Source organism: Pseudomonas sp. F9001 (genome assembly GCF_013385435.1).
Classification (GTDB): Bacteria; Pseudomonadota; Gammaproteobacteria; order Pseudomonadales; family Pseudomonadaceae; genus Aquipseudomonas.
The window spans coordinates 1-12,982 of sequence record NZ_JACAPX010000024.1 but is presented as its reverse complement, the minus strand read 5'-3'; the positions used below and the strand labels follow the sequence as shown (position 1 = coordinate 12,982).

General features: G+C 62.3%; 10 protein-coding genes and 2 pseudogenes. All 12 read right to left on the bottom strand.

The annotated features are described in order from the left end of the window. Positions 1-23: 23 nt before the first annotated feature. Complete coding sequence (locus tag HX818_RS21765; RefSeq protein ID WP_177020725.1) at positions 24-959, bottom strand: alpha/beta hydrolase; 936 nt, start codon at positions 957-959, stop codon at positions 24-26. 154 nt (positions 960-1,113) lie between these two features. Beyond that, on the bottom strand, positions 1,114-2,061 hold the full coding sequence (locus HX818_RS21760; RefSeq protein ID WP_177020724.1) for a choline ABC transporter substrate-binding protein: 948 nt from the start codon (positions 2,059-2,061) through the stop codon (positions 1,114-1,116). Positions 2,062-2,320: 259 nt separating this feature from the next. After that, positions 2,321-3,121: an N-formylglutamate deformylase gene (gene hutG, locus HX818_RS21755; RefSeq protein ID WP_087692905.1), complete on the bottom strand. Its 801-nt coding sequence runs from the start codon at positions 3,119-3,121 to the stop codon at positions 2,321-2,323. A gap of 11 nt (positions 3,122-3,132) precedes the next feature. Then, on the bottom strand, positions 3,133-4,338 hold the full coding sequence (gene hutI, locus HX818_RS21750) for an imidazolonepropionase (protein ID WP_177020723.1): 1,206 nt from the start codon (positions 4,336-4,338) through the stop codon (positions 3,133-3,135). A 16-nt stretch (positions 4,339-4,354) separates the two neighbouring features. Beyond that, complete coding sequence (locus HX818_RS21745; protein ID WP_008430271.1) at positions 4,355-5,761, bottom strand: amino acid permease; 1,407 nt, start codon at positions 5,759-5,761, stop codon at positions 4,355-4,357. 170 nt (positions 5,762-5,931) lie between these two features. Next, a complete protein-coding gene (gene hutH / locus HX818_RS21740; RefSeq protein ID WP_102605843.1) occupies positions 5,932-7,470 on the bottom strand; it encodes a histidine ammonia-lyase in 1,539 nt (512 codons plus the stop codon). Positions 7,471-7,584: 114 nt separating this feature from the next. Beyond that, complete coding sequence (gene hutH / locus HX818_RS21735; protein ID WP_177020722.1) at positions 7,585-9,108, bottom strand: histidine ammonia-lyase; 1,524 nt, start codon at positions 9,106-9,108, stop codon at positions 7,585-7,587. 146 nt (positions 9,109-9,254) lie between these two features. Continuing rightward, entirely contained in the window at positions 9,255-10,079 is an 825-nt protein-coding gene (locus tag HX818_RS21730) for a glycine betaine/L-proline ABC transporter ATP-binding protein (RefSeq protein ID WP_003209262.1), read from the bottom strand. Next, positions 10,076-10,927, bottom strand: a complete 852-nt coding sequence (locus HX818_RS21725; RefSeq protein WP_003209260.1) for a proline/glycine betaine ABC transporter permease — start codon at positions 10,925-10,927, stop codon at positions 10,076-10,078. Before HX818_RS21725 ends, HX818_RS21730 begins: the two co-directional genes overlap by 4 nt. Positions 10,928-10,998: 71 nt before the next feature. After that, positions 10,999-11,146, bottom strand: a pseudogene (locus tag HX818_RS21720) (histidine ABC transporter substrate-binding protein); the annotation flags it as partial. Next, positions 11,133-12,572 (bottom strand): cytosine permease, encoded by a 1,440-nt coding sequence (locus HX818_RS21715; protein WP_087692903.1) that lies wholly within the window; start codon positions 12,570-12,572, stop codon positions 11,133-11,135. The pseudogene HX818_RS21720 and the gene HX818_RS21715, both read right to left, overlap by 14 nt. A 142-nt stretch (positions 12,573-12,714) precedes the next feature. Next, positions 12,715-12,982, bottom strand: a pseudogene (locus tag HX818_RS21710) (urocanate hydratase); the annotation flags it as partial.

Genomic DNA, 12,982 nt, shown 5'->3' with positions numbered 1-12,982 from the left:
GCAATGAGCATGTCCTCGTGGACCTAGACCTGTGTCAGCAGAACACCACGCAGGTAGTCCAGCAGATAAACGTACAGCCGGTCGACCTCCAACACCTGGCCCCGGGCCCGCAGGCAGCCGTGAACCAGGCCTTTGCCGGGATACAGCGTGGCCGCCACCCCGGCGCCTTGCAGGCGTTCGGCGTAGAGCATGCCGTCGTCCCGCAACGGGTCGAACTGGGCGACAGCGATCAAAGCCTGCGGCAACCCGCTGAAATCCACGGCCAGCAATGGCATGGCGTAGGGCGACGGCTTGCCCGGCCCACGCAGGTAAAGGGCGAGATAGCACTCGGTGTCGGCGGTACTGAGCAATGGCGCGTCGACGCAATCGCGGCGGGACGGCAGGTCGGCGGGGCCGCCCAGGCCGGGGTAGATCAGGACTTGCGCCAGGGGCTGCGGCTGATGGTCATCCCGCAGGCCCAGGCACAGCGCCGCCGCCAGGTTACCGCCGGCGCTGTCACCAGCCACCACCAGACGCTGAAGGTTGATCGGCTGGGGCGCTTCGCCCACCTGGATCGCCTGCCAGACCGCACGGCAATCCTCAAAGGCGGCCGGAAACGGGTGTTCGGGTGCCAGGCGGTAATCGATGGCGATCACCAGCACTTGCAGTGAGTCGGCCAGTTCAGCACACATGAAGTCATGGGAATCCAGGCCGCCGACCACCCAGCCGCCACCGTGCATATAAAAGATGCATGGCCAGCCGCTATCAGGGGTTGGCGTCGCCGGTTGATAAATGCGTACGCCCACGCCACCCAGGGAAACGTCTGACACCTGTAACCCTTCGGGCCGCGCCGGGGTGAACGCCTGGCACATGCGGTCATAGCCTCGGCGCAATCCGGCCAGCGATGTGTCGTCGCTGGTGAAGGATTCGGTTTTTTCGACGAAGGCGCACATCTGCGCGGAAATCGGGTAATGGGACATCGAAGGATCGTCCTGAAGATAAGGATTTAACAGCCGCCACGAATCCAATGTGGGAGCGGGCTTGCTCGCGAATGCGGTGTATCAGTCAATACTTGTGTGGCTGACCCACCGCATTCGCGAGCAAGCCCGCTCCCACATTTTGATCTTCATTTGCTCAGGGCTTGAGGCTGGCCTGCACCGCCGCCACGCCGTCTTTTCCATCCAGGGTCGTTACACCCGCCAGCCAGCGCTGCAAATCCTCGGGGTTGTCGCGCAACCATTGTTTGGCCACCTCCTGCGGCGTCTTGCGGTCCATGATCGGCACCATCAACTGGCTTTCCTGGGCCGCGGTGTAGGTCAGGTTTTCCAGCAGGCGTGTCACATTGGGGCAACGTTCGGCGTAATCCGGCGCCGTCACCGTGGAGACCGTGGCCATGCCTTCGTTGGCACCGAACACATCTTCACTGCCGGTCAGGTACGCCATTTTCATGTTGATGTTCATCGGGTGCGGGGTCCAGCCGACAAACACCACGAACTCCTTGCGATTCACTGCCCGCTGCACCGCCGCCAGCATGCCTGCCTCGCCGGACGCCACCAGCTTGAAGCCGCCGAGGCCAAAGCGGTTGCTGTCGATCATTTTCTGGATATCGGTATTGGCACCGCTGCCCGGCTCGATGCCATAGATCTTGCCGCCCAGCTTGTCCTTGAAGCGGGCAATGTCGGCAAAGGTTTTCAAGCCGGCGTCGGCAACGTACTGCGGCACCGCCAGCGTCGCTTGAGCGTCGGACAGGCTCGGCTTGTCGAACACCTTGACCTGCTTGGCCGCGAGGAATGGCGCGATGTTGTTGTCCATCGCCGGTTTCCAGTAGCCGAGGAAGATATCCAGGCGTTTGTCGCGGATGCCGACAAAGATGATTTGCTGCACGGCGCTGGTTTGCTTGCTGTCATAGCCCAGGCCATTGAGCAGCACATCGGCCATGCCGCTGGTGGCGATCACGTCGGTCCAGCTGACCACGCCCATGCGCACGACCTTGCACGAGGCCGGGTCGGCAGCCATCGCGTTGGCGCTCAAGAGTGCGGCGCCGGTGAGAATCAACAGACAACGGTTGAACAGTCTTTTCATCGATGCGGTCTCACTCGGCAGTTTTTATTGTGGGAGTGGCGTCTGACGCGCCGTGCCCAACACCTTACCCAGCGAGACCTTGATCAAAGCGAACTGTGGCGACAGGGATTTGCACACAGACGACTTGGGAGGTGTGTTGCTGTTGAGGGCCTCTTCGCGAGCAAGCCCGCTCCCACATTCGACCGTGTTCCTCCTGAAGAAACACGGTCGAATGTGGGAGCGGGCTTGCTCGCGAAGGCTATCTCAGCAGCGACGCCACTCAGGAGTAATGCCGCTTGCCCCACGCCAGGAACCCTTCCAGCAGTTCCTTCAACACCACCCGCGTCGGCTCGGCCAGGTCGGCGCGATAACGGAAGGGCTCAAACTCTTCCATGTAGGTGCACTGCCCCAACTCCAGCTGCACGGCGTGGATGTTCTCGGCCGGGTTGCCGTAGTGACGGGTGATGTGCCCGCCCTTGAAGCGCCCGTTGAGCACATGGCTGTACTGCGGGTGGCCGGCACAGATGGCTTCCAGTTCGCTGGCCAGCTGCGGATCGCAGGCCGCGCCGTTGAAGGTGCCGAGGTTGAAGTCCGGCAGCTTGCCTTCGAACAGGTGCGGGATCACCGAGCGGATCGAGTGCGCATCAAACAGCAGCGCATAACCGAACTCGGCCTTGAGCCGGGCCAGTTCGTTTTGCAGGGTGCGGTGATACGGCGTCCACACCTGCTCCAGGTACGTGGCGCGCTCGGCCTTGGACGGTTCCAGGCCTTCGCGGAACAGCGGCACACCGTCAAACAGTGTCGCCGGGTACAGGCCGGTGGTGGCGCCAACGTACAGCGGCTTGTCGTCTGAAGGCCGGTTCAGGTCGATGACAAAGCGCGAATACTCCGCCGCCAGGGTGCTGGCGCCCAGCGCTTCGGCGAAGTCGTACAGCGTGGGAATGTGCCAGTCTGTGTCCGGCAGGCTTTGCGCCTCGGGGATCAGCCCGGCTTGCACCGCCGGCGTCAGGCGCAGGCCCGCATGGGGCATGCTGATCAGCAGCGGCACACGGCCTTGTTTGAAGTTCAGAACCTTATCCACAGCGGTACTCCTTAAACGGTGACTTCGACGCCGTGGCGCACGACGCGTTTATCCAGCTCGCCACCCAGCCAGTAGGCCAGGTCGGCGGGACGATCAATCTGCCAGGCGACAAAATCCGCGACCTTGCCCACTTCCAGCGAGCCATGGCTGCCGCCCAGGCCCAGGGCGGTGGCCGCGTGTTGCGTGGCGCCGGCCAGGGCTTCTTCCGGGGTCATGCGGAACAGGGTGCAGGCCATGTTCAGCATCAGGCGCACCGACAACGCCGGCGAGGTGCCCGGGTTGAGGTCGCTGGCGATCGCGATCTTCACGCCGTGCTTGCGCAGGGCATCCATCGGCGGCAACTGGGTTTCCCGCAGGAAGTAGAACGCGCCCGGCAGCAGCACCGCGACGGTGCCGGAAGCAGCCATGGCGATGGCGTCTTCCTCGGTCATGAATTCCAGGTGGTCCGCCGACAGCGCCTGGTAACGCGCCGCCAGGCTGGAGCCATGCAGGGACGACAATTGTTCGGCGTGCAGTTTTACCGGCAAGCCAAGTTTCCGGGCGGCGATGAACACACGCTCCACCTGCTCCGGTGAGAACGCCAGGTACTCACAGAAGGCGTCGACCGCGTCCACCAGGCCTTCCGCTGCCAGCGCCGGGAGCATTTCGGTGCAGATGTGATCGATGTAGGCATCGGCCCGGTCCACGTACTCCGGCGGCAACGCATGCGCCGCCAGGCAGGTGCTGCGCACACTGACCGGCAACTCGGCGCCGAGGCGACGGATCACCCGCAGGATCTTGCGCTCGCTGGCCAGGTCCAGGCCGTAGCCGGACTTGATCTCGACGGTGGTTACACCGTCGCGCAGCAAACTGCGCAGGCGCTTGTGGCCGCTGGCAAACAGTTCATCTTCGCTCGCCGCACGCGTGGCGCGCACGGTGCTGGCAATACCGCCACCGGCCGCTGCGATCTCGGCGTAGCTCACGCCTTGCAGCCGCTGCTCGAACTCGCCGCTGCGATTGCCGCCGAACACCGTGTGGGTGTGGCAGTCGATCAGCCCGGGCGTGACCCACGCCCCTTGCAGGTCATGGGTGGTTGCGTAGTTCGCATCCGGCAGATCGGCGCGCGGGCCGATCCACTCGATGAGCGTGCCCGAGGTAACAATGGCGGCGTCCTCGATGATCGAGTAGTTGCCCTGGGCCATGGTTGCAACGTGGCAGTGTTGCCAAAGCGTTTTCATCAACGCCTCCATTAGGTTATCGATGAGACAAAGCCGGGTCGTAGTGAACCTTGGCCGTTTGCCCGGCGGCGGGCTTGACCCACAGCAGATAGGCGACGATCAGCAAGACGATCCACACGGCGCCGACCATAAGAGCGGCCTGGGTGTCCGGGAAGTAACCCAGCACGCCGAAGATGAACAGCATGAACACGATGGCGGCCGCTGGCGCGTAGGGCCAGAACGGCACCGGGAATTTCAGCTCGGCAATCTGTTCCCTGGTCATCGAGCGACGCATGGCCACCTGGGTGACCAGGATCATCAACCACACCCACACCGTGGCGAAGGTCGCAATCGAGGCGATGACCAGGAACACGTTTTCCGGGATCAGGTAATTGAGCACCACACCGCCGAGCAACGCGGCGCCCATCACCACTACGGTCATCCACGGCACGCCCTGGCTCGACAGTTGGGCAAAACCCTTGGGCGCCTGCCCTTGCTGGGCCAGGCCATACATCATGCGACCGGCGCCGAAAATGTCGCTGTTGATGGCCGAGACGGCGGCCGAGATCACCACAATGTTAAGGATGGTCGCCGCCGAGCCTATCCCCAGGTTGCTGAAGATCTGCACGAACGGGCTGCCCTGGCTGCCGATCTGCGGCCACGGGTAGATCGCCATCAGCACAAACAATGTCAGCACGTAGAACAGCAGGATACGCAACGGCACGGCGTTGATTGCCTTGGGGATCACCCGCTGCGGGTCCTTGGCTTCGCCGGCGGTGATGCCGATGATTTCGATGCCGCCAAACGCAAACATCACCACCGCGAAGGACGCGATCAAGCCACCCACGCCGTTAGGCATGAAGCCACCGTGGGCCCACAGGTTGCTGAGGCCGGTAGCGGGTGCTTCGCCCGCCGAGTGAATACCGAACAGCATGATGCCGAAGCCGCCGAGGATCATTGCGACAATGGCACCGACCTTGAGCAGCGACAGCCAGAACTCCATTTCGCCAAAGACTTTGACGTTGCACAGGTTCAGGCCGCCGATCAGCAACACGATGCCCAGCACCCAGACCCAGCGCGCGACTTCGGGAAACCAGAAGCCCATGTAGATGCCGAAGGCGGTGACGTCGGCGAGGCAGACGATGATCATTTCAAAGGCGTAGGTCCAGCCGAGGATAAAGCCGGCCATCGGGCCCAGGTAGGTACTGGCGTACTGGCCGAAGGAGCCGGACACCGGGTTATGCACGGCCATTTCGCCGAGGGCGCGCATGACCATGAACACCGCGGCGCCACCGATCAGGTAGGCCAGGAGCACGGCCGGGCCGGCCATCTGGATGGCGGAGGCAGAGCCGTAGAACAGCCCGGTACCGATCGCGGAACCGAGGGCCATGAAGCGAATATGTCGGGCGGAGAGCCCGCGTTTTAAACCTTTTTCCGAGTGCATTTCTCGTCCTTAATTATTTTTATCCTGAGAAAATTCGAAGCGGTGTGGACAAGCTTTTTGTGGCGAGGGAGCTTGCTCCCGCTCGGGTGCGCAGCGCCGGCAAGCTTTTGGGGCCGCTACGCAGCCCAGCGGGAGCAAGCTCCCTCGCCACAAAGAGGGGTTCGATGTCCTTAGAGGCTCGGCAACAACTTCGCCGGCACCAGCTCGTTCAGGCAACGCGTTGCCAGCAGCTCACTGGCGGCATTGATGTCCGGCGCAAAGAAGCGGTCCTTCTCATAAAACGCGACTTTGCTGCGCAGGATCCCGCGCGCCTTTTCCAGCGCCGGCGAGGTTTTCAAGCCATTGCGCAGGTCCAGGCCCTGGCAAGCCGCCAACCATTCCACCGCCAGCACACCGCGGGTGTTCTCGGCCATTTCCCACAGGCGCTTGCCCGCCGCCGGGGCCATCGACACGTGGTCTTCCTGGTTGGCTGACGTCGGCAGGCTGTCGACGCTATGGGGATGCGCCAGTGCCTTGTTCTCGCTGGCCAATGCCGCCGCCGTCACCTGGGCGATCATGAAGCCGGAGTTCACACCGCCATTGCCCACCAGGAATGGCGGCAGTTGCGACATGTGCTTGTCCATCATCAACGAGATGCGACGTTCGCTCAGGGAGCCGATTTCCGCGATGGCCAGCGCCATGTTGTCCGCCGCCATGGCCACCGGTTCGGCGTGGAAGTTGCCACCGGAAATCACGTCACCTTCAGCCGCGAACACCAGCGGGTTATCCGACACGGCGTTGGCTTCCACCACCAGTACTTCGGCCGCCTGGCGGAACTGGGTCAGGCAGGCGCCCATGACTTGTGGCTGGCAACGCAGGGAGTACGGGTCCTGGACCTTGTCGCAGTTCTCGTGGGATTGCGACACTTCGCTGCTTTCACCCAGCAGGGCGCGATACGCGGCCGCAGAGTCGATCTGGCCGCGTTGGCCCCGGGCAGCGTGAATGCGGGCGTCGAATGGCGAGCGCGAACCCAGCACGGCTTCCACCGTCAGGGCGCCACAGGCCAGGGCACCGGCGAACAGATCTTCGCCCTCGAACAGCCCACGCAATGCATAAGCGGTGGAAACCTGGGTGCCGTTGAGCAGCGCCAGGCCTTCCTTGGCCGCCAGGGTCAGCGGCGCCAGGCCGGCAACTTTCAGCGCTTCGGTAGCTTCCAGCCATTCGCCTTTGTAGCGGGCCTTGCCTTCGCCCAGCAGCACCAGCGACATGTGGGCCAATGGCGCCAGGTCACCGGAGGCGCCCACCGAACCTTTCAGTGGAATGTGCGGGTAGACCTCGGCATTGATCAGGGCGATCAGCGCGTCGATCACCTGCCGGCGAATCCCGGAGAAGCCCCGGCTCAGGCTGTTGACCTTGAGCACCATGACCAGCCGTACCAGCGCATCGCTGATGGGCTCACCGACGCCGGCGGCGTGGGACAGCACCAGGGAACGCTGGAGGTTTTCCAGGTCTTCGCTGGCAATGCGGGTCGAGGCCAGCAGGCCGAAACCGGTGTTGATGCCGTAGGCGGTGCGGTTCTCGGCGAGAATCTGCTCCACACAGGCGACACTGGCTTCGATCTGGGCCGAGGCGCTGTCATCCAGACTGAGGGTTACCGGCTGCTGGTAGATGGCCCGCAGTTGGGCAAGGCTCAGTTGGCCTGGAATCAGGTTTAGCGCAGTCACATTCATGCTCCTTTTGAGAGTGTTGTTAACTACCAGTCGCTCCGGATGCTTCCGTTATCCGCCGCTGTGCTCTTTTAGAGGATCAGTCGGCTTGGCACGCTGGTTATTGTTGGGAAAAGGTCAGTGCAAATTCGGTAGCGTGCGTTGCAGTAAATCGGCGTCCTTGAGCAACGCGGCGGTGGCTGCGATGTCTGGCGCCAGCCAGCGGTCCTGGTCGTAGGCCGGGACGTGTTCGCGCAGCAAACGCCAGGCGGCATCGGTGCCGGCGCCGAAGCGTTGGTCCTGGAGGAACTCGAACGCCTGGGCCGCCAGCAAGTACTCGATGGCGAGGATCTGGGTGACGTTTTCCAGCACCGAATACAGCTTCAGCGCGGCGTTGGTGCCCATGCTCAGGTGGTCTTCCTGCAGGCCCGAGGTGACGAAGTTGTCGAGCACCGCCGGTTGCGCCAACTGGCGGTTTTGCCCGCACAGCGAGGCGGCGACGTACTGCACGATCATCATCCCGGAGTTGACCCCGGGGTTGCTTACCAGGAACGCCGGCAAACCACTGACGTGCGGGTTGATCAGACGGTCCAGGCGACGCTCGGCGATGGAGCCGATTTCGGCCATGGCGATGGCCAGCATGTCGGCCGCCAGGGCCACGGACTGCCCGTGGGGATTGGCCTGGGACACCACGCGGTAGCTGTCTGGCGTGCCGAGCACCAGCGGGTTATCGGTGGCACCGTTGAGTTCGGTTTCGATCTGCCGGGTGGCGTGTTCCAGTTGGTCGCGGGCCGCGCCGTGCACCTGGGGAATCGAACGGATGCTCAGGGCGTCCTGGGTACGAATGCCTTTGCTGCTGGCGATCACTTCGCTGCCGTCCAGCAACGCGCGCAGGTTGATGCCCACTTGCTGCATGCCCGGGTGCGGCTTGAGCGCGATGATTTCTTCGTCGAAGGCGTCGATCTGGCCGCGCTGGCCTTCGAAGCTCATGGCACCGATCACATCGGCCCATTGCAGCAGGCGGTGCGCATCGGCCAGGGCCAGGCTGCTGAGGCCGGTCATGCACGGCGTGCCGTTGACCAGGCACAGCCCGTCCTTGGCACCGAGCACTACCGGCTGCAAACCTTCTTCAGCCAGCGCCTGGTGTGCGGGAACGATACGGCCCCGATAGCTGACGTCGCCGACGCCGAGCAAGGCGACGCCAATGTGCGCCATGTGGGTCAGGTAACCCACGGACCCCTGGGACGGCACTTGCGGCGTGATGCCATGGTTGAGCAGCCCCAGCAGCGAATGCACCACCTGCGGATGCAAGCCGGATTTGCCGTGGCTGTAGTTAATGATCGCCGCGCAAATGATCGCGCGGGTTTGCTCCACGCTCAGTGGCGCACCGACGCCGCAGGCATGGCTAAGCAAGGTATTGCGCGACAGCCGGCTCAGTTGTTCGTCCTTGAGCGACACGTTGCACAAGGCGCCCAGGCCGGTGTTGATGCCGTAGGCGCGCTCGCCGCTGGTGACGATGCGCTGGACGATGGCCTGTGCATTGTCGATGCGAGCCCAGGCCTGGCCCGAGAGTTCGAGGATCGCACCGTGGCGAGCCACGGCGACCACGTCCTGCCAACGCATCGGGGCGTCGGCGATGATGATTTTTTCAGCCTGGGACATCGTTGACCTCTTCATGAAATTCGCAATTGTTGTGCAGCTTCACTGGCCTCATCGCAAGCGAGCCAGCTTCCACAGGGGAAACGCATTCCAAATGTGGGAGCTGGCTTGCCTGCGATAGCGTCAGCCAACTCACCACAAATACCGGATCAAACCACCGCCACCCGCCGCTGGACAAACCGGTTCACGTACTCATCCGCCGGTGAATGCAAAATCTCGCGGGGCGTGCCGACCTGGATCAGCTTGCCGTCCTTGAGGATCGCAATGCGGTTGCCGATGCGCACCGCCTCATCGAGGTCGTGGGTAATGAACACGATCGTCTTGTGCAGGGTCTTTTGCAGCTCCAATAACTGGTCTTGCATCTCGGCACGGATCAGCGGGTCGAGCGCACTGAACGCCTCGTCCATCAGGATGATGTCGGTGTCGGCCGCCAGCGCCCGGGCCAGGCCTACACGCTGACGCATGCCGCCGGAAAGTTGATGCGGGTATTTGTTTTCATAGCCCTTGAGGCCCACGGTTTCGATCCAGTGCAGCGCACGCTCGGCGCACACTTGCCTGGTTTCGCCACGCACTTTCAGGCCGTAGGCAACGTTGTCCAGCACACTCTTGTGAGGCAGCAGGCCAAAGCTCTGGAACACCATGCTGATCTTGTGTCGGCGGAATTGGCGCAAGGCTTCCATGTCCAGTTGCAGGATGTCTTCACCGTCCACCAGGATCGCACCGCTGGTAGGGTCGATCAGCCGGTTGAAGTGACGCACCAGGGTCGACTTGCCGGAACCCGACAGCCCCATGATCACGAAGATTTCACCGGTGTCGACGCTCAGGGACAGGTCGTTCACACCCACCACGCAACCAGTCTCGGCCAGCACCTCGTCCTTGCTCTTGCCCTGGCCAATCAACGCCAGTGCATCCTTGGAGCGGTTGCCGAAAATCTTGAATACGTTTTTGACTTCAATTTTGCTGACAGTAGTCATTTGCTCGCCTCATGCCGTGGACGACCATAGGCTTGCGTAATGCGGTCGATGACCACGGCAAGAATCACGATCGCCAGACCGGCTTCAAGGCCGCGCCCAACGTTGAGGGTCTGGATGCCCACCAGTACATCTTCACCCAGGCCACGGGCGCCGATCATCGAGGCGATCACCACCATCGACAGGGCCATCATGGTGGTCTGGTTGATCCCGGCCATGATGCTCGGCAGGGCCAGCGGCAGTTGCACGCCGAACAGTTGCTGCCAGCGGTTGGCACCGAAGGCGTTGATCGCTTCCATGACTTCACCGTCCACCTGGCGAATGCCCAGGTCGGTGAGACGAATCAGCGGCGGTGCGGCGTAGATCACCGTGGCGAAAATCGCCGGGACCTTGCCCAGGCCGAACAGCATCAACACCGGGATCAGGTACACGAAGCTGGGCATGGTCTGCATGATGTCCAGCAGCGGCATCAGCACCGAACGCAGGCGGTTGCTGCGGGCCGACAGAATCCCCAGGGGAATGCCGATCAGCACCGAGATCACCGTGGCCACCATCATCAGCGCCAGGGTTTGCATCAGCTTGTCCCACAGACCGACCGCGCCCACCAGAAACAGCAGGCCGACGATCACGACGGTGGTGAACCACTTGCGAGTGGCATGCCAGGCAATACCGCCGACAATCAGCAACATCAACCACCAGGGCGCTGCGCGCAGCAAACCTTCCAGGTTAACGATGGCCCACAGCAACGTATCGGAGATGTGCCGGAACACATCGCCGTAGTTGGTCACCAGCGCATCGACCCAACTGTTGACCCAGTCGGCGATGGAAAACGTAAAACTCTCAGGAAACATAGTGTGCTCTCGATCCAGTGGATTGTGGCCGGGCGCCCGGTTGCCTGTGGCGGCAACCGGAAACGCTCAACCTACAAGGCCGCGTCGATTTTCTTGGCTGCGTTGTCGCTCACCATGCGTGCCAGAGTTCAGGATGTCCCTTGAGGAAAGTTTTCGCCAGTTTTGCTGTTTCAATTCGCTGTTTGTCATGCGTACCGGGTTCTGGTTAAGCAGGTTGAGCAGCGGCGCCCTGCACATCGGGCAGCACGAGGCGCTCAGGAATCGGGCTGTGCCATTTTTTCGCAGCCCAGTAGTACAACGCCGCCGGCACCACCAGCCCGATGATCCACGAGATATCGGTGTCGCCCAGGCTCGCGACCAGTGGGCCGGTGTAGAAATGCGTCGAGATGAACGGCATCTGAATCAGCACGCCGAACACGTAGATGCTGATGCCCATCAGGTTCCAGCGACCGTAGCGACCGTTGGGGTTGGACAGGGCCGGGATGTCATAGCGCTCTTTGGTGATGCAGTAGAAGTCCACCAGGTTGATCGCACTCCAGGGCGTGAAAAACGCCAGCAGGAACAGGATGAACGCGGAGAAATCCTTGAGGAACGAGTCCTTGCCCAGCAACGCCAGCGCGGCGGCAATCGACACCATCACGAAGATGTACAACAGCCGCGTGCCACTGCCGATATGCCGGCTGCCACGGAAACCACTGATGATTGTCGCGATCGACATGAAGCTGCCGTAGGCGTTGAGGGTGGTGACGGTGACCTTGCCGAAGGCGATGCTGAAATACAGCAGCGCCGCGACGATCCCGGTGCCGCCCAGGCCGACGATAAACGACACTTCGTGGTGAGCGAATTGCGAGCCTGCCAGGGCTGCCGCAAACACACCGAACACCATCGAAGCCTGCGCGCCGATCACCGAACCGAGGCCCACGGCCCAGAAGGTTTTCGAGGCCTGCGTGCTGCGCGGCAAGTAGCGCGAGTAGTCCGCTACATACGGGCCGAACGCAATCTGCCAGGACGCCGAGAGGGAAATCGCCAGCAGGAAACTGCTGAGGGAAAAATGCTTGTTGCCCAGCAACGCACCGATGTCGTTACCGGCCAGCAGCCTGTAGAACAGGTACACGAAGGCAACCACCCCCAGCACGCTGGCGATGCGACCAATGCCGTGGATCACCCGGTAGCCGAAGATCGTAAACACCATGATCAGCCCCGCGAACAATACGATGCCGACCCAGTCTTCAACGTGAAGCAACTGCGCCACCGCCTGCCCCGCCAGCAATGAGCCGCTGGCAGAAAAACCGATGTACATCAGGCACACCAGCACCAAGGGAATCACCGCGCCATACACGCCGAACTGCACGCGGCTGGAGATCATCTGCGGCAAGCCCAGTTGCGGGCCTTGCGCCGCATGCAGGGCCATGACGCCACCGCCCAGCAGTTGACCGATCAACAGACCGATCAACGACCAGAACACATCACCGCCCAGCACCACGGCCAGGGCCCCGGTGACAATCGCAGTGATTTGCAGGTTGGCACCCAACCACAGGGTGAACTGACTCAATAGACGGCCGTGTCTTTCCGCTTCCGGGATGTAGTCGATCGAACGCCTTTCGATCAACGGGGTGGTGCTTGCACGAGCGTCTTTTACTGCCATTTATGTTCAACCTCTGATGGATTGTTTTTGGGTGAAACGCAGTTCACATGTGGGAGCGGGCTTGCTCGCGAAAGCGATGGGTCAGCTAACGACTTCAGTGACTGATACACCGCATTCGCGAGCAAGCCCGCTCCCACATTAGTTATTTGATCATCGGGAGATTGAGGCCCTGCTCTTTGGCGCAATCGATAGCGATCTGGTAGCCCGCATCCGCATGACGCATCACGCCGGTCGCCGGGTCGTTGTGCAGCACGCGCGCGATACGCTCGGCGGCTTCGTCGGTACCGTCGCAGACAATCACCATGCCCGAGTGCTGGGAGAAGCCCATGCCGACGCCGCCGCCGTGGTGCAACGAAACCCAGGTCGCGCCGCTGGCGGTGTTGAGCAAGGCGTTGAGCAGTGGCCAGTCG